The sequence below is a fragment of the Streptomyces flavofungini genome (assembly GCF_014650815.1).
Taxonomy (GTDB): domain Bacteria; phylum Actinomycetota; class Actinomycetes; order Streptomycetales; family Streptomycetaceae; genus Streptomyces; species Streptomyces flavofungini.
The window spans coordinates 350391-368006 of the sequence record NZ_BMVR01000001.1 but is presented as its reverse complement, the minus strand read 5'-3'; the positions used below and the strand labels follow the sequence as shown (position 1 = coordinate 368006).

General features: G+C 71.8%; 14 protein-coding genes and 2 tRNA genes. 12 read left to right on the top strand and 4 right to left on the bottom strand.

Annotation, left to right across the window (positions count from 1 at the left end; all coding sequences use genetic code 11):
- Positions 1–19: 19 nt before the first annotated feature.
- From nadD to IE274_RS01525, 5 genes are all read left to right on the top strand, one after another.
- On the top strand, positions 20–670 hold the full coding sequence (gene nadD / locus IE274_RS01545; protein WP_190113691.1) for a nicotinate-nucleotide adenylyltransferase: 651 nt from the start codon (positions 20–22) through the stop codon (positions 668–670).
- Positions 671–686: 16 nt separating this feature from the next.
- Entirely contained in the window at positions 687–2411 is a 1725-nt protein-coding gene (locus IE274_RS01540) for an LCP family protein (RefSeq protein WP_190113690.1), read from the top strand.
- 188 nt (positions 2412–2599) lie between these two features.
- Positions 2600–3058, top strand: coding sequence for a ribosome silencing factor (gene rsfS, locus IE274_RS01535; RefSeq protein WP_190113689.1), 459 nt, complete (start codon positions 2600–2602; stop codon positions 3056–3058).
- The gene (locus IE274_RS01530) at positions 3055–3696 is read left to right on the top strand and encodes a histidine phosphatase family protein (RefSeq protein ID WP_190113688.1); all 642 of its coding nucleotides are present in this window, start codon (positions 3055–3057) and stop codon (positions 3694–3696) included. The genes rsfS and IE274_RS01530 overlap by 4 nt, the downstream gene beginning before the upstream one ends.
- A gap of 70 nt (positions 3697–3766) precedes the next feature.
- A tRNA-Ala gene (locus tag IE274_RS01525) sits at positions 3767–3839 on the top strand.
- Positions 3840–4021: 182 nt separating this feature from the next.
- Here IE274_RS01525 and IE274_RS01520 read toward each other — a convergent pair.
- Positions 4022–4996, bottom strand: coding sequence for a helix-turn-helix transcriptional regulator (locus IE274_RS01520; RefSeq protein WP_372447187.1), 975 nt, complete (start codon positions 4994–4996; stop codon positions 4022–4024).
- 176 nt (positions 4997–5172) lie between these two features.
- On the opposite strand from IE274_RS01520, the gene IE274_RS01515 reads away from it, so the two are divergent.
- From IE274_RS01515 to IE274_RS01505, 3 genes are all read left to right on the top strand, one after another.
- Positions 5173–6636: an MFS transporter gene (locus tag IE274_RS01515; RefSeq protein WP_190113687.1), complete on the top strand. Its 1464-nt coding sequence runs from the start codon at positions 5173–5175 to the stop codon at positions 6634–6636.
- 89 nt (positions 6637–6725) lie between these two features.
- Positions 6726–6902, top strand: coding sequence for a hypothetical protein (locus IE274_RS01510; protein WP_190113686.1), 177 nt, complete (start codon positions 6726–6728; stop codon positions 6900–6902).
- 3 nt (positions 6903–6905) lie between these two features.
- Positions 6906–7139 (top strand): hypothetical protein, encoded by a 234-nt coding sequence (locus IE274_RS01505; RefSeq protein ID WP_016643127.1) that lies wholly within the window; start codon positions 6906–6908, stop codon positions 7137–7139.
- Here IE274_RS01505 and IE274_RS01500 read toward each other — a convergent pair.
- Positions 7108–8397 (bottom strand): glycosyltransferase 87 family protein, encoded by a 1290-nt coding sequence (locus IE274_RS01500; protein WP_229909078.1) that lies wholly within the window; start codon positions 8395–8397, stop codon positions 7108–7110. The genes IE274_RS01505 and IE274_RS01500 overlap by 32 nt on opposite strands.
- 114 nt (positions 8398–8511) lie before the next feature.
- On the opposite strand from IE274_RS01500, the gene IE274_RS01495 reads away from it, so the two are divergent.
- Positions 8512–8584, top strand: a tRNA-Ala gene (locus tag IE274_RS01495).
- Positions 8585–8844: 260 nt separating this feature from the next.
- On the opposite strand, the gene IE274_RS01490 is transcribed toward IE274_RS01495, so the two are convergent.
- Positions 8845–10437 (bottom strand): NADH-quinone oxidoreductase subunit NuoF family protein, encoded by a 1593-nt coding sequence (locus IE274_RS01490; RefSeq protein ID WP_190113684.1) that lies wholly within the window; start codon positions 10435–10437, stop codon positions 8845–8847.
- Positions 10434–11867, bottom strand: a complete 1434-nt coding sequence (locus IE274_RS01485; protein ID WP_229909077.1) for a ferric reductase-like transmembrane domain-containing protein — start codon at positions 11865–11867, stop codon at positions 10434–10436. Before IE274_RS01485 ends, IE274_RS01490 begins: the two co-directional genes overlap by 4 nt.
- Positions 11868–12282: 415 nt before the next feature.
- Between IE274_RS01485 and leuS the strand changes: the two genes are divergently transcribed.
- The 3 genes from leuS to IE274_RS01470 all read left to right on the top strand — a co-directional run bounded on the left by leuS (position 12283) and on the right by IE274_RS01470 (position 17426).
- Positions 12283–15207 (top strand): leucine--tRNA ligase, encoded by a 2925-nt coding sequence (gene leuS / locus IE274_RS01480; protein ID WP_190113683.1) that lies wholly within the window; start codon positions 12283–12285, stop codon positions 15205–15207.
- 466 nt (positions 15208–15673) lie between these two features.
- Complete coding sequence (locus tag IE274_RS01475; RefSeq protein WP_190113682.1) at positions 15674–16447, top strand: hypothetical protein; 774 nt, start codon at positions 15674–15676, stop codon at positions 16445–16447.
- A 133-nt stretch (positions 16448–16580) separates the two neighbouring features.
- On the top strand, positions 16581–17426 hold the full coding sequence (locus IE274_RS01470; RefSeq protein ID WP_190113681.1) for a DegV family protein: 846 nt from the start codon (positions 16581–16583) through the stop codon (positions 17424–17426).
- The last annotated feature ends 190 nt before the right edge of the window (positions 17427–17616 follow it).

Sequence of the window (17616 nt, the reverse complement as noted above, 5' to 3'; positions counted from 1 at the left end):
GCCGGTAGTGTCTGCACGCATGGGAGAGCAGGACATGCCTACCGGCCCGCAGGGCGGCCCCGGCTCCGGCCCGGCGAGCGCCGCCAAGCGCCGCCTCGGCGTCATGGGCGGAACGTTCGACCCGATCCACCACGGACACCTGGTGGCGGCCAGTGAGGTCGCCGCCCAGTTCCACCTCGACGAGGTCGTGTTCGTGCCGACGGGGCAGCCGTGGCAGAAGAGCGACAAGAACGTCTCGCCGGCCGAGGACCGCTATCTGATGACGGTCATCGCGACCGCCGAGAACCCGCAGTTCTCGGTCAGCCGCATCGACATCGACCGCGGCGGCGCCACGTACACCACGGACACCCTGCGCGATCTGCGCCGCCTCAACCCCGAGACCGACCTCTTCTTCATCACGGGCGCCGACGCGCTCGGCCAGATCCTCACCTGGCGCGACACCGAAGAGCTGTTCTCGCTGGCACACTTCATCGGCGTCACCCGGCCCGGCCACACCCTGGCCGACCCCGGCCTGCCCGAGGGCGGCGTCTCCTTCGTGGAGGTACCGGCCCTGGCGATCTCGTCCACGGACTGCCGTACGCGAGTCGCCAAGGGGGACCCCGTCTGGTACTTGGTGCCGGACGGCGTGGTGCGTTACATCGACAAGCGCGAGCTGTACCGCGGCGAGTGAGCCGAGAGGGGCACCGGTGAACGACCGACAGTACGACCCGTACGCGGGCCAGGACCCGTACGCGGGTCAGTACGCGGCTGACGCGGCGGACCAGTACGAGGTCGTCGGGTACGACGAGTACGGGCGGCCGGTGTACCAACTGGTGCAACAGCCCCAGGTGCCCCCGCAGGCGGCGCCCGCCTACGACACGTACGCCGGGCAGCAGCAGCCGCAGGGGTACGGCTACGACCCGTACAACTCCGGGGCCTCTTACGAGGGTGGGGGTGCGTACGGCACCCAGGAGCAGACGGGGTGGGTCCCGCAGCAGCAGTCCCCCCAGACACAGCAGTCCCCCCAGGCACGGCAGCCGCAGCAGTCACCGCAGCCCCAGCATGAGCAGCACGCGCAGCAGCACCACCAGCCGTCGCAGCAGCAACAGCGGCACCCCGACTCTTCCTTGGACCAGGAGGCCGGGCCGGAGCAGCCGGGCGCGGGCGGGGAAGCGCCGGAGTACCGCACCGAGCAGTTCTCGTTCATAGAGGAACCGGACGAGGAATCCGAAGACGTCATCGACTGGCTGAAGTTCACCGAGAGCCGCACCGAGCGGCGCGAGGAGGCCAAGCGGCGCGGGCGTTCGCGCGTGGTCGCGCTGGCCGTCGTACTCGTCCTGGCCGTCGTCGGCGGCGTCGGCTACCTGTGGGCCTCGGACAAGCTGCCCGGCGGCGCGGAGGAGAAGTCCGGCGCGCAGGCGGCCGACGGACCCCAGAAGCGCGACGTCATCGTCGTCCACCTGCACAACACCAAGGGCGGCGGCACCTCCACCGCGCTCCTGGTGAACAACACCACCACCAAGCGCGGCAGCACCGTCCTGCTCCCCGACTCCCTGGCCCTGACCGGCGACGACGGCAGTGCGACGACGCTCGCCAAGTCCGTCGACGACGACGGCTCGACCGGTACCCGCGAGGAGATCGACACGGCCCTCGGCACGCATGTCGAGGGCACCTGGCGCCTGGACACTCCCTACCTCAACAACCTCGTCGAACTCGTCGGCAACATCGACATCGACACCAACGCCGACGTCCCCGACCCGAAGTCGAAGAAGAAGGGCGAGGCGCCGCTCGTCAAGAAGGGCGAGCAGCAGACCCTCAGCGGGCCGATGGCCGTCGCGTACGCCACCTACCGCGCCCCCGGCGAGGCCGAGACCGCGCAGCTCAGCCGGTTCGGGCAGGTCATGCAGGGCGTACTGCGCAAGCTGTCGTCCGACCCGCAGGCCGCCACCGTCACCGTGCAGTCGCTCGCGCAGATCCTCGACCCGTCGCTGAAGGAGAAGGACCTCGGCACCTTCCTCGCGAAGCTCGCCGACCACGCCAAGGGCGGCGACTACGCCACCGCGCTCCTGCCCGTCCAGGAAGACGGGACGCTGACCGAGAAGGCCAGCGCCAGCGTGGTCAAGGACGTCCTCGGCGGCGCCGTGAAGAGCCCGGAGAAGGGCGCGGCCGTCCGGGTCGGCGTGCGCAACGCCACGGGCGCCAAGGAGTCCACGGAGAAGGCCCGCATCGCGCTGGTCAACGGCGGCTACACCTTCGTCGACGGCGGCTCCGGCTCGTCGGCGTCGTCGTCGCAGGTCACGTACGCGGACGCGGCCAAGAAGGCGGAGGCGCAGGAGGTCGCCAAGACCCTCGGCCTGCCCGTCGGCGCGGTCCGCAAGGGCAAGACGGCACCGAACGCGGACGTGTCGGTGGTGCTCGGCGGGGATTACTAGGCCCGGTGGGAGGGGGCCCTTTCCGGGTTGGTGGGGGAGGGCCCCCTCGGGTGTTCCCGGGGTGTTCCTGGAGCGGTCCCGGCGTGGTCCGGGCATGGTCCCGGAGGGGCCGAAACAATCTTCTGGGGAGCCGTGCGCGGTCCGTGAGACCCTTGACGGGTATTGCCCATCTCAAGGAAAGCTCTCTAGTGACCGCCACGGACCGCTCCACCGAGCTCATCACCGTCGCCGCCCAGGCGGCCGCCGACAAGCTCGCGCACGACATCATCGCGTACGACGTCAGCGACGTGCTGTCGATCACGGACGCCTTCCTGCTCGCCTCCGCGCCCAACGACCGCCAGGTCAAGTCGATCGTCGACGAGATCGAGGAGCGCCTCAACAAGGAGCTCGGCGCCAAGCCGGTGCGCCGCGAGGGCGACCGCGAGGCCCGCTGGGTCCTCCTCGACTACGTCGACATCGTGGTGCACGTCCAGCACAGCGAGGAGCGTGTCTTCTACGCCCTCGAGCGCCTGTGGAAGGACTGCCCCGAGATCGAGCTGCCCGCCGAGGCCAAGGCCACCCGCGGCAAGGCCGCCGAGCACGCCGACCGGCAGCAGGCCGCCGAGGAGGCCGGAGCCCTGCGCGAGCTGGGCGGTGAGCTGCGGTGAGCAACCGCGGCTGCCGGATCATCCTGTGGCGGCACGGCCAGACCGCCTGGAACCTGGAGCGCCGCTTCCAGGGCACCACGGACATCGAGCTGACCGATGTCGGCCTGGCCCAGGCCCGGCGCGCCGCCCGGCTGCTCGCCTCCCTGAAGCCGGACGCGATCATCGCGTCCGACCTCAGGCGGGCCGCCGCCACCGCCGCCGAGCTGGCCGCCGTCACGGGCCTCGACGTCACCCACGACGAGTCCCTGCGCGAGACCTACGCCGGGGCCTGGCAGGGCCTGACCCACGACGAGATCATCGCCCGGCACGGCGAGCAGTACGCCGCGTGGAAGCGCGGCGAGCCGGTGCGCCGCGGCGGCGGCGAGCTGGAGACCGAGGTGGCCGACCGCGCCGCCCCCGTCGTCCTGCGGCACGCCGAGAAGCTGCCCGACAACGGCACGCTGGTCGTCGCCAGCCACGGCGGCACCATCCGCACCACCATCGGCCGCCTCCTCGGCCTGGAGCCGCACCACTGGGAGGGCCTGGGCGGGCTCACCAACTGCTGCTGGTCGGTCCTCGGCCAGGGCGCGCGCGGCTGGCGCCTGCTCGAGCACAACGCGGGCACGCTGCCCGAGCCGGTCCTCGGCGACGACGACTAGCGGATTTCGCGTTCGGGCAGGTCGCAGGCTAAAGTTCTTCTTGTTCGCCCGCCGAGCGGGAAGAACACGCGGGGCTATAGCTCAGTTGGTAGAGCGCCTGCATGGCATGCAGGAGGTCAGGAGTTCAATTCTCCTTAGCTCCACTCGATCGACAAGCGGCGTGTGCTCACGGAAAGCGTGAGCCGCGTCGCTTTCGTCATTTTCCACGGCCTTCGTCCGTACGTCTTCCACGGCCTTCGTCCGTGCGTGGCGGGGGTCCTTGCCACCTGCACCCCCTTACTGCGCCACCTGCATCCCCTGACGCCGACGGACGGCGCTCCCCTCCTCACACGGGCATGTCATCGTGCTCAAGGTCGCGAAGCTGCCGCATCCGCTCCGTCGTCTCCTCGTCGTCCGGCGTGTACGCCACGATCCGGCAGTCCGGCATCCCGTTGATGGACAGCGACACCGACGTCATCCGCAGCTCGCCGACCGCCTTGTGCCAGAACGTCTTCACCCGCGGCCCCGGCGGCACCACATCGCCGCTCGCCCACAGCGCCGCGAACTCCGGGCTGGCCGCGGACAGTTCCCGGATGAAGTGCTCCCAGGCGGGCTCGCCCACATGCCGGCCGTACTCCCCGCGCAGCGTCGCCACCATCAGCGGCAGCTCCGCATCCCGGAAGACCAGCGGACAGTGCTTCACCGGCACCACGAACAGCGTCCACAGCACGTTCTCCACGCCTATCGCCTCGATCGGCGGGATCAGGAAGAGGTCTCTGTAGGCGGGGTTGGTGGCGAGGATGTCGTACCGCGCGTTGTACACCGCCGCCGGATACGGATCCAGGGCGTCGATGATGGTCTGGACGTCCGGGCTCACCGCCTGCGCGGCCGCCTCGTGCCGGGAGGCGTACGGCACTTCCGCCAGGTGGTAGAGGTGCTCGCGCTCCGGCTGGTCCAGGCGCAGCGTGCGCGCGACGGCGTCCAGGACCTGGGCGGAGGCGTTGATGGGACGGCCCTGCTCCAGCCACGTGTACCACGTCACACCGACGCCGGAGAGCTGGGCGACCTCCTCGCGGCGCAGGCCCGGCGTGCGGCGCCGGGGGCCGGGCGGCATGCCCACGTCGGCCGGGGTGACCCGGGCTCTGCGGCCTCGCAGGAACGCGGCCAGCTCGGGGCGGCGCCGGGAGGACGTGGTGGCGGGCGTGGGGCAGGGCGGCGCGGCGGGGGGCGCGGGTGGGAATGCCGTGTCCGCCGGTTCCGTGCGCGCGTCGCCGGCCGTACGTGCGCCGCCGGCCGTACGCGTGGCGCCAGTCGTACGCACGGCGCTTGTTGTGCGCGCGGCCGGTCCCGTGCGCGGTGCCCCCGTCATGTCCATCGTCGTCACATCCCCCATGGTCCGTGCAAAATCCGTGCCTGTGCCCGACCGTGCCAGGTGCTGCCAGTACCAGCATCAGCGGGCTCTCACTACCTGTACCGGGCCGCGCCCACGCTCGGGGCATGACGACTACGACCCCACCCACGGCGGCCCCCGCCTCAACTCCTGGATCCAGTAAAGCGCCCGGCACTGACATCCGCCCCGGACGGATCCTCGCGGCCGTGCTCACCGCACAGTTCATGGCGCTGCTCGACGTGTTCATCGTCAATGTCGCCGCGCCCACGATCCGCGTCGAACTGGACGCGTCCGGCGCCGGGCTGCAGCTCGTCATCGCCGGCTACACCATCACGTACGCCGTCCTGCTGATCACCGGCGCGCGCCTCGGAGAACGACTCGGCCACCGCCGCGTCTACCTCGTCGGGCTCGCCGTGTTCACCGCCGCCTCGCTCGCCTGCGGGCTGAGTCAGAGCACCGGCCAGCTGATCGCGTTCCGGCTCCTGCAGGGCGCGGGCTCCGCCGTCCTCATCCCGCAGGTGCTCAGCCTCATCCAGCGGAACTTCACCGGCGAGGCCCGGATGAAGGCCCTCGGCGCCTATTCCGCGGTCCTCGCCACCGGCGCCGCCGCCGGGCAGGTCGTCGGCGGCCTCCTGGTCAGCGCCGACCTGTTCGGTACCGGCTGGCGCCCGGTGTTCCTGGTGAACGTGCCGGTCGGCCTGGTCCTGCTGGCCGTCGCCGCCCGGGTGCTGCCCCGTGACGACCGCAGCGAGCCCGGGCGGGCGCGCGGGCTCGACCTGCCGGGGCTCGTCATGCTCGGCGCCGCCGTCTCGGCGTTCACGGTGCCGCTCGTGCTCGGAGAGCAGGAGGGCTGGCCGCTGTGGACCTGGGTCTCCCTCGGCGCCGCGGCCGTGATCTTCGCCCTGTTCTGCGGGTACGAGGGGCGGCTCGCCCGGCGCGGCGGGGCGCCGCTGATCTCGCCCCGGGTCCTGCGGGTGCCGGGCATGGGTCTCGCCGTGTTCCGGCTCGGCGCGGTGATGGCGGTCAACTCCGGCTTCCTGTTCGTGCTGTCCCTGCACGTGCAGGGCGGCCTCGGCTACAGCGCGCTGCGCGCGGGGCTGACGTTCGCGCCGTCCGCGATCGTCTTCGGAGTGGTCGGTCTGACCTGGCGCAAGTGGTCCGTGCAGCTGCAACGGGCGCTGATTCCGGGCGGGTTCGCCCTCGCGGCGGTCTCCTGCGTCGCGGTGGGGCTGCTGCTGCGGGACGGCGGCGACGGCGGCATCTGGCTGTACGCGGCGTTGGTGGGCGGCGGCGTCGGCATGTCCCTCGGATTCAGCCCGACCCTCACGCGCGCGTTGGCGACGGTACGGCCCGAGGAGGCGGCGGACGCCAGTGGCTTCCTCGCCACCGTCACCCAGCTCGGGCAGCTCACCGGCGTCGCCGTCTTCGGCGCGATTTTCCTCGCCGGGATTGAGTCACAGGGGGCTCCTGGGGCGTATTCATCGGCGGACGCGCTCCTGGTGAGCTTCTACGCGCTCGCCGCGGCGGCTGCCCTGGGGGCCGTGTCCGGACTGGTACGTAGGCGTCGCTGACCGTCTCGCCGTGGTCGTGGCAGAATCGACGGGGCCGGAAGGGGACTGCACCAAAGCGCCGACGGTGACCCGACGGGAGGGAGAGCGCGATGCCTTCGAGCATCCTCGAAGAGGCCGGGGGCCTCTTCGAAGTGGCGGACATACAGGTCGGCGATGCCACGCTCCTCCACTGCCCTTCCTGCGGTTCGGCCCACGTGGCTCAAGTCCTCGGTGACAACGGCGGAGTCAGTTACGTGTGCACCGCCTGCGGCCACAGCTGGAGCTGATCGATGGGTGCACACAGGCGTAAATGCGACTGGTGCGGCAGTGGTACGCCGATCGTCCGCGACATGGAGCCGGTCAACCCGGACTACCAGTACTGGTGCGAGGAATGCGCGCGGGCGCTGATCATAAAGGGCGACCCCATCGAGACGTACCGCGAGCTCGAAGGCGAGCCGATCTACGGCCGCCTGCTCGACGAGCACTGCACCCTCAAGCGCTTCTACTCGTTCGCCACCGCCTGAGCCCTCCACGTGGCCGTCCGGCCCCCGCACGCGGCACCCTGGACCCCCTGCGCGGAAACCCCAGAGCGACGGCCGCGGCGACGGCGAGGAAGCCGACAGCAGCCAGTGGATAGATCGCCGACAGTGTCATCTCGCCAAAATCCTGGGCGAGTTCAGGCCGACCATGGCCGTGCGGCACCCACCACAGCGCGTACGAACAGAACACCAGCGCAAGGCCGCCCGCCGCCGCCCACCGCCCCCGGCCACCCCACCGCGCCGCACGCGTCCACAGCAGCAGCGCCATCGGCACGCACCACACCCAGTGGTGCGACCACGACACCGGACTGACCAGCAGCGCGGTCGCCGCACAGGCGACCGCGCCCCAGGCCCGCTCCCCGCGCGCCGCAGCGGCCACCGCCACGCCCAGCCCGGCCACACAGACCACCGCCGCCCCGACCGCCCACCAGGCACCCGGCTCCGGGGTGTGCAGCAGCCGCGCCAGCACCCCGCGCACCGACTGGTTCGCGGTGTTCTCCGCCCGCCCCGCGCGGCCCGCCTCGAAGACCACCCGCGTCCAGAAGTTCCGGGAGGCGCCCGGCAGCACCGCGGCCGCGAGCAGCGTCGCCCCCAGGAACGCGGCGGCGGCCACGCACGCGTGCCGCACGGCCGGCCGCCACGCACCCCGCCGTACCCCCGCCACGGCACCCACCAGCAGCAGGAAGACCACGAACAGCGCGGGCGTGAGCTTGATCGCCGCGGCGACCCCGATGCCCACCCCCGCCCACCGGTGGTCCGGGCGCCGCGTAAGGCTCCACAGCACCAGCACGGCCAGCAGCAGATTGACCTGCCCGTAGCGCAGCGTCGTCCACACCGGCTCCACCCAGACAGCCACCGCCGACACCCACAGAGCCGTCTCCACGCGCGCGTGCCGCCGCTCTCCCACCAGCCGCAGCGACAGCCGCACGAACGCGAACACGAGCAGCAGGTTCCCGACCGTCGCGAGCGGACGCAGGTCCACCGGGTCCAGCAGCGTCAGCGGTATGAACAGCAGCGCCGCGAACGGCGGGTACGTCATGGGGAGGTCGTACTCGGTGGCACGCAGCGCGTACAGGTCGGCGCCCGTACGCGCGGCCTCGCCCTCCGCGCGGTAGACCATCAAGTCGACCATCGAGACGTCGGCCGCGCGCTGCGCGGCCCAGAAGAGGGCGAACGAGAGCACGCAGCCCCCGGCGGCCAGGGGTATGCGGCGGCGGATGACAACGCTGGCGATCACGGACACGAGGCGGGACGCTAACGACCGCGTGTGTCCGGGACGGAAACGATTTGGTGGACCCCGGGGGTGACCGTGTAATGTTTGCGGAGCCGCCGGGGAAACCGGGCGGAGCAGCAGCAAGGGGCTATAGCTCAGTTGGTAGAGCGCCTGCATGGCATGCAGGAGGTCAGGAGTTCAATTCTCCTTAGCTCCACAGCAGATGAGCGGGCCACCCGAATCGGGTGGCCCGCTTTTCGTGTGCCCCGGGGCTTTTCCGTGGGCCCAAGGAGGGTGCCGGTTCGGGACGGGTGCCTACGGAGTGTGCGGGCGCGCGGCCTCGGGCTGCGCCTGGAACGTGTGCTTCCAGGAGCTGTACGGAGAGCCCGGTCACACACCCAGGCCCTTCGTTGTGAGCTCCACGCCGAGCGGCCCCCGTACGCGTCGCTCAGGCCACCCGCACCGCCCTTGCAGCCGTCACCGCCCGCTGCCGAGCGCCCTGCGCCCCCGGCCGCGAGGCAGCATCGGCAGGCCCGCCGACGGCGCCTGCGCCGGGAGCGCTGCCGGGGCCTCCTCGATGCGCAGGGCCAGCGCCGGACAGCGGCGCACCGCACGCTGCGCACGCGCCTCCGAGTAGCGCGGCACCGCGGCCTCCGCGACCGCCGGGAAGCCGTCCGGGCCGAGCTGGATCAGCTCCGGGACGATGTCCGCGCACAGCCCGTGGCCCTGGCACAGCGTCCAGTCGACGGCGAGCTTGCGCCCGCTCGACGCCTCCCCCTGGGGACTGTCGTCCTGGAGCGGAAGGACCCCCTCCACGGGCCGCCCGCACCCGTCGCCCAGGACATGCGCGGCGAGATCGTCCGTGAACGCCGCGATCGTCGACTCCAGGAACGCCGCCGAGCCGTCCGGATGCTTGCACGCACCCCGCCGCTTCACCGCCCGCGTCACCTCGCGCAGCGCCTCCAGGGCGGTGGGCCCACCGCCGTCCAGGACGTCGGCGAGCCCGCGCGCGGCGGCCGGCAGGCCCAGATAGCAGGGCCCGCACTGACCGGCGCTCTCCCCGGCCAGCCAGTTCGCCACGTGCAGCGCCTCGCCCAGCGGACACGTGCCCGGGCCGAGCGGCAGGATCGCGCCCGCGCCGAGCGCGCCCCCGCAGGCCTCCAGGGCCGCCCGGGACACGACCGCGTCGTGCGCGGTGACCGCGTCGAGCCACTTGCCGTGATAGCCGCCCGTGAGCACGCCCTGTGGCAGCGGCGGTGCACCGGCGAGCTGCAGAACATACCGAAGGGGCACGCCCGTTGGGACCTCAAGGACCATGGGCCGGGCGACGGCTCCGGAAAGCGTCAGCAGCACGGTGCCCGGCTCGTCGCGCAGGCCGGTGCGCCGGTAGCGGTCCGCGCCGATGCGGGCGGCGATGGCCAACTGCGCGAACGTCTCCGCGTTCGACAGGAGTGTCGGCGCGCCGCCCACCCCGGAGTCGGACGTCCGCACCTTGCGCCCCGGAGGCAGCGCCGGGCCGCCGTCCGCGGAGCGCACCAGGGCCGACGACTCACCGGTGACCATGCGCACGGGATTGCGCTGCACGCGCGCGCGGAGGATCGATCCGCGCCGGTTGCTCAGCCCCCGCTCGGCGAGCGCGGCCTGCATCGAGGCCTCCGTGGAGTCCCGGGTCACGCCGATGACGAGCGTGCGCGCGCCCAGCGCCTCGGCGGCAAGGAGCGCGCCGTCCAGGATGAGGTGCGGGGCGCGGTTGATCAGCACGGTGTCCTTGCGGCATGCGGGCTCGTCCTCGCTGCCGTTGACGACGACCACGGGACGTACGCCCCGGCGGATCGCGGACTCGGCGACGGCCCGCAGCTTCTTGGCGAACGGGAAGCCCGCGCCGCCGCGGCCGCGCAGCGAGATCTGCTCGGCCAGCGTGGCGAGCTGCTCGCCCGCGATCGGTTCCAGCGGGCCGTGCACCTTCAGGTGCATGGCCAGGTCGAGCCGCTCGACCAGATCGAAGCCCGAGGTCAGGAGCGGAAGCCCGACGACACGGACTTCGGGGACGTCGGGCAGTGACGCGTTCACTTGCTGCCTCCGGTGGACGCGTTCCAGGGTTCGCCGGTGCTGGGCGCCTGGAAGGGGCCGGGTAGCTGTTGGGTGGCGGGGCCGTCGTCGTACCCGGGGTCGGGCACGGGCAGGGGATCGTGCACGGGCGGGTGGTAGGCGGGCTGCGGGCCGGTGCCGTACGAGGGGTCGTACGGGTCGGCACCCCTGGAGCCGAAACCCCTGTCTCCGTAGTCGTGCTGTGTGTCCTGGGCGTCCCGGCGGTCGTAACCGCGGCCCGGCGGCTCGTAACCGGTGTCTACGGAGTCGTATCCGGCCTCTACGGAGTCGTAGCCGTTGTCCACGGAGTCGTACGGCAACGAGGTCGAGGGCGCCTCGGCCGGAGGGGGCGGGGAGGGCGCGGGCCAGCGGGGGGTCATCGTGGGCAGGACCTCGGTGGGCTGGAGGTCCAGGCGCAGGGACGAGTCGGGTTCGGAGGGCGCGGCCAGCGCGCGGTAGGCAGCGGCGATGCCGACGACCGGGGGCTGGTCGGGCGGGGCGGCGGCGCGGCCCGACGCGGTGCCGGGCAGCGGGGCCGACGCGGTGTCCCGGGTGGACGCGGGGGCCTCGCGGCGGCGGGCGCGGTCGGGCGCGGGCCGGGCGTCGGGTTCGAGGAGGGCGAAGATCCGCGCGGCCACCTTGCGCTTGACCGGACGCGGCGCCGCGCGCAGTGCCACTGCCCCGGCGACCGCGAGCAGGCACAGGCAGTACAGGGCCACCACCCACGGCTTCGGCGGGCGGCCCGCGTACAGGCCGTGGATCAGGGCCGCGCACCAGGCCGGGTAGGCCAGCATGTGCAGCGCCCGCCACCGGGACGCGACCTGGACCGGCGAGGCGAAGGAGCTGCGCAGCGCGCCGGTGACGCTGGTGGTGATCATGAGGAGCCCGGCGAGCGAGCCCAGGCCGATGAGCCCGTCACCGCCGCCGAATCCGAGCCCGAAGGGCACCAGGGCGCCGACCGCGGACACATGGTCCAGGGCGAGCTTCACGGTGCCGTGCAGCAGCAGGAAACCCACCGACGCGACCGCCGTGGCCCGGTGCACGGCCTGGGCGAGCAGCCGCTGGCGGGAGCGCAGGAAGAGCCGGTCCGACGCGACCAGGCCCCACATCACCGAGGCCGTCAGGGACACGAGCGAAAGGACGCCGGTGGTGAAGTCGAGGGCGGCACGGAAGTCGTCGCCGCCCGCGAACACGAGCAGGGGTATCAGCAGCAGCGCGGTCGTGGTGACGATGCCGCGGGCCGCTCTGCCGGGCGCGCGGAAGGACGGGAAACCCGGTGCTGAGGGCGGTGCGGGCGGCGGGAAGGGCGCGGATGCCGGGGAGGGGCGCCGCGGCGAGGAGGGGTGCTGCGGCGGCGTTGCGGGTGACGCGGGACTTCTACGGCTCTTGCGGTGCGGGTTCAGAGGGTTCATGGGGGCGACTCCGAAATGGTCCGGTCGCCGCATGCTAAGTCGAGCCATACCGATGGGTACGTGGTTTGAGTTATTGCGTTGTTATCAAAGCGCGACTCGATCTTGGCGTTGCCCCGATAGTGGTCGGTACGCGGAGTAACCCTTGGCCAGGGGTGGGGTTCCCGGGCCCTCCGGGGAGGTACCACGGCTCTCCGGGGGATACGGACAAAGCGCGTGGCCCGGCTCCGAAGCGCTGCGGTACCCTGACGCCATGCGTGCCGTACGCCTTCTGCTTAGCGGGCCGCGCTGATCAGTCCCGACCGCCCAGTGAGCGCGGTCGGAATCGGCGCGGCGTCCCCTCCTGTGCGAGGGGCATTTTTATTTGGCCGTCCGGCCATTTCCGCAGGCAGAGACGATCGATGGAGCTTTGAGGACCATGAGCGAGACGAATTCCTCCGCCACTGCTGAAAGCGCGGCAGGCGCGGGAGGCGCCCCCTCCGCCGCCGAGGCAGCCGCCCCGCACCGCTACACGGCCGCCCTGGCAGCCGAGATCGAGGCGCGCTGGCAGGACTTCTGGGACGCGAACGGCACGTACGAAGCACCCAACCCGAGCGGCGACCTGGCAGGTGACCAGGCGATCGTCGAGCGGCCCAAGAAGTTCATCATGGACATGTTCCCGTACCCCTCCGGTGCGGGCCTGCACGTCGGCCACCCGCTGGGCTACATCGCCACGGACGTCTACGCCCGCTTCCAGCGCATGACCGGCCACAACGTCCTGCACTCCCTGGGCTTCGACGCCTTCGGCCTGCCCGCCGAGCAGTACGCCGTGCAGACCGGCACGCACCCGCGCGTGTCGACGGAAGCCAACATCGAGAACATGAAGGCACAGCTGCGCGCCCTGGGCCTGGGCCACGACAAGCGCCGCTCCTTCGCGACGATCGACCCGGACTACTACAAGTGGACCCAGTGGATCTTCGTACAGATCTTCAACTCCTGGTACGACGACGAGGCGAAGAAGGCCCGCCCCATCGCCGACCTGATCGCCCAGTTCGACTCCGGTGAGCGCGCCGTACCGAACTCCACGCGCGCGTGGAGCGCACTGGACGCCCAGGAGCGCGCCGACGTCCTGAGCGGCTTCCGCCTGGCCTACGCCTCCGACGCCCCCGTCAACTGGTGCCCGGGCCTGGGCACCGTCCTGGCCAACGAGGAAGTCACCGCCGACGGCCGCTCCGAGCGCGGCAACTTCCCCGTCTTCAAGGCCAAGCTGCGCCAGTGGAACATGCGCATCACCGCCTACGCCGACCGCCTGCTGGACGACCTGGACGCGCTGGACTGGCCCGAGGCCATCAAGCTGCAGCAGCGCAACTGGATCGGCCGCTCCGAAGGCGCGCGCGTCGACTTCCCCGTCGGCTCCGAAGACGACGCGATCACCGTCTTCACCACCCGCCAGGACACCCTGTTCGGCGCCACCTACATGGTCCTGGCGCCCGAGCACGAGCTGGTCGACACCATCGTCCCGGCCGCCTGGCCCGAAGGCACCCACGACGTGTGGACGGGCGGCCACGCCACCCCCGCCGAGGCCGTCGCCAAGTACCGCGCCTTCGCCGCCGCCAAGTCCGACGTCGAGCGCCAGGCCGACGCCAAGGAGAAGACCGGCGTCTTCACCGGCGCGTACGCGACGAACCCCGTCAGCGGCGAGCAGGTCCCCGTCTTCATCGCCGACTACGTACTGATGGGCTACGGCACCGGCGCCATCATGGCCGTCCCGGCGCACGACTCCCGCGACTTCGCCTTCGCCCGCGCCTTCGAACTGCCGATGCGCTGCGTCGTCGAGCCCGCGGACGACCGCGGCACCGACCCCGCCACATGGGACGACTCCTTCGACTCGTACGAAGCGAAGATCATCAACTCCTCCGGGGACGACGTCACCCTGGACGGCCTGGTCGTCGTCGAGGCGAAGGCCCGCATCACGGAGTGGCTGGAGCGCAAGGGCATCGGCCGGGGCACCGTCAACTTCCGCCTGCGCGACTGGCTGTTCAGCCGCCAGCGCTACTGGGGCGAGCCCTTCCCGATCGTCTACGACGAGGACGGCGTCGCCCACTCGCTGCCCGAGTCGATGCTGCCCCTGGAACTGCCCGAGGTCGACGACTACAGCCCCCGCACCTTCGACCCGGACGACGCCGACACCCAGCCGGAGACCCCGCTGTCCCGCAACGCGGACTGGGTCAACGTCACCCTGGACCTGGGCGACGGCACCGGCCCGCGCCGCTACCGCCGCGAGACCAACACCATGCCCAACTGGGCCGGTTCGTGCTGGTACGAACTGCGCTACCTGGACCCCCACAACGACCAGAAGCTGGTCGCCCCCGACGCCGAGCGCTACTGGATGGGCCCCCGCGAGGGCCAGCCCACCGGCGGCGTCGACCTGTACGTCGGCGGCGCCGAGCACGCCGTACTGCACCTGCTGTACGCGCGCTTCTGGTCGAAGGTCCTGTTCGACCTGGGCCACATCTCGTCCGCCGAACCGTTCCACAAGCTGTTCAACCAGGGCATGATCCAGGCCTACGTCTACCGCGACAGCCGCGGCTTCCCGGTCCCGGCCACCGAGGTGGAGGAGCGCGACGGACAGTTCTTCTTCGAGGGCGAGCCGGTCAAGCGCGAGCTGGGCAAGATGGGCAAGTCCCTGAAGAACGCCGTCACTCCGGACGAGATCTGCGAGGAGTACGGCGCCGACACGCTGCGCCTGTACGAGATGGCGATGGGCCCCCTGGACGTCTCCCGCCCCTGGGACACCCGCGCGGTCGTCGGCCAGTACCGACTGCTGCAGCGCATGTGGCGCCTGATCGTCGACGAGGCCACCGGCGAGCTGACCGTCACCGACGCCGAGCCCGACGAGGACACCCTGCGTGCCCTGCACAAGGCGATCGACGGCGTGCGCCAGGACCTGGACGGCATGCGGTTCAACACCGCCATCGCCAAGATCACCGAGCTGAACAACCACCTGACCAAGGCGGCGGGCCCCGTCCCGCGCTCCATCGCCGAACGCCTGGTGCTGCTGATCGCGCCGCTGGCCCCGCACATCGCCGAGGAACTGTGGCGCAAGCTGGGCCACACCGACTCGGTCGTCCACCAGGACTTCCCGGTCGCCGACCCCGCGTACGTCGTCGACGAGACCGTGACCTGCGTCGTGCAGATCAAGGGCAAGGTCAAGGCCCGCCTGGAGGTCCCGCCCGCCATCTCCGAGGAGGAACTGGAGAAGGCGGCCCTGAGCGACGAGCGTGTGGTCGCGGCGCTGGCCGGGGCGGGGATCCGCAAGGTCATCGTGCGGGCGCCGAAGCTGGTGAACATCGTTCCTGCGTGAGGGGCGATTCGGACCGACCCGGGTGGCGTGGTCGGGCCAGCGTGACCGGGCCTTCATGGTCCGGTCGGCGCGACCGGCCGGGCTGCTCGGCCCGGTGCGGACGGGCCGGGTTGATCGACCCGGCTGCTCGGCTGGGCTGATCGGCCGGGCGCGGACCGCGAGCGGCGGGGCCCTAGGGGGCTCCGCCGCTTTCCGTTGCGGCTGGCCGGGGCGGTCGGGGGCCGGCGGTCGTGAACCGAGGGCGGCCGGTCAACTACGGGTCGGGCGCAGCGCATCGGGGTAGTCCCCTACGGGCAGCTTGGGGGTTCCGCTGGAACCCTCGGGAGGCCTGCTGCGTTTACCGTGGAGAAGGCGGAGAGACTGGCTCCGCCGACACTGCTTCGCACCATCCCGCAGCACCCCTCGCACCATCCCGCACCACCCCGAACCGCCGCAAACCGATTCGCCGGGCCGAAGGAGAAGCATCGTGGAAGCCGTGATCGCAGTGGTCGCGCTGCTCTTCGTGCTGTTCCTGGCGGTGGGAGCGTATGCGACGGTCAAGGTGGTCGGAGCGGCCCGCCGCGGCATGGACCGCACGATCACGCAGGCCCGCCGCACAGTGGAGGACACCACCCTGCGGGCCCGGACCATCGCGCAGCCCGGCGCCGTCGGCGAGCTGGCCCAGCTGCGGCTGCGGCTGCGCACGTCGATGCGGGCCACCCAGGACTCGCTGCGCGCGGGCGTGGCCGAGGACTCCTCGCTGCACGAGTCCCTGACGCTCTTCCAACGCCTGAGCGCCCACGGCCATGAGCTGGATGACGACCTCAAGCGCTTGGAGCGGGAGCCCGACCGGATCGAGCTCAGCCAGCGCCTGCCCGCCCTCAAGGAGCGCACCGAGCAGATCGTCAAGGCCGCCGACTCACTCCGCTGGGCGGCCCGCGACCGCGCCCACAAGTTCGCGGACGACGACCTGGATCTGCTCAGCCAGCAGATCGACATGGAGGCGGGCGCGCTGCGGCACTGGACGGCCGGACCGTCCGACGACCAGCCCCTCACCTCCTGGTCCGACCCGGCGGCGACCCCGAAGCCCGATCAGGCGAAGACCGCGTCCGGCTCCGCCGCCGACCTGAACAAGCCGTCGCGCCCCCAGACAGCCGACCACACGGCCCAGGAGCCGACCAGGCCCGCCGCCATCACCCCGCCGACGCCGCAGCCGACGTACCCCTGGCAGAAGAAGCCCAAGCCCGAGAGCACCACCTGACCGGCACGACCCTCCGCCGCGGCCACGACCCGGCCCACGCGTGCCCGAAGCCCTGTCGGCCCACGTCGCCCCGGGCGCCCGCGTGCAGGGGTCGGGCTGCCGCACCAGGGTTCCTGCGGGTAATCTCCAGCTCATGTCCCGCCATGTCGCGATCGTCACCGATTCAACGGCCTACTTGCCGCAGCGGACGATGGAGCGGCACGACATCACCGCGGTGCCGTTGACGGTCGTACTCGGCAACCAGGCACTCGAAGAGGGCACCGAGATCTCGGCCCGCTCGCTCGCGCTGGCACTGCAGAAACGCCACCCCGTGACCACCTCGCGCCCCAGCCCCGAGGTCTTCGCCCAGACCTACCGCAAGGTCGCGGAGGCAGGCGCCACGGGCATCGTCTCGCTCCACCTGTCGGCCGAATTCTCCGGAACGTACGACGCCGCCGTCCTCGCCGCCCGCGAGGCACCCGTGCCGGTCCGCGTCGTCGACACCGGCATGGTCGCGATGGCCCTCGGCTTCTGCGCCCTCGCCGCCGCCGAGACCGCCGAGTCGGGTGGCACGATGGACGAGGCGGTGTCCGCCGCGGAGAAGCGGGCCGCGGGCACGTCCGCGTTCTTCTACGTCGACACCCTCGACTATCTGCGCCGCGGCGGCCGCATCGGCGCGGCCCAGGCACTCCTGGGCTCCGCGCTCGCCGTGAAGCCGCTGCTGTCCCTGGACGACGGCCGCATCGAGATGCTGGAGAAGGTCCGCACGGCGTCCAAGGCGATCGCCCGCCTGGAGGAGATCGTGGTCGAGCGGGCCGGGACACACGACGTGGACATCGCCGTGCACCACCTCGCGGCCTCCGAGCGCGCGGCAACCCTCGCGGACCGCCTCCGCGACCGCGTCCCGGGCCTCGCCGAACTCCACGTCAGCGAGGTGGGGGCGGTGATCGGGGCGCACACGGGGCCCGGACTGCTGGGGGCCGTGGTCTCGCCTCGGTGAGGCGTGGTCTCTGCGCTGATGTGTTGTCTCTGCGCTGAGGTGGGGTCTGGTCTCCCCTCTGCGCGGGCGAGGTTCGCTCGTGCGGGTGACGGAGTTATCCACAACTGCCGGGTAATCCCCGGAAGTTGAGCAAGATCAACAGCTTTCCGCTGCGGTGCCTAGCGTTTTCGGCATGGCACTTCGATCAGGT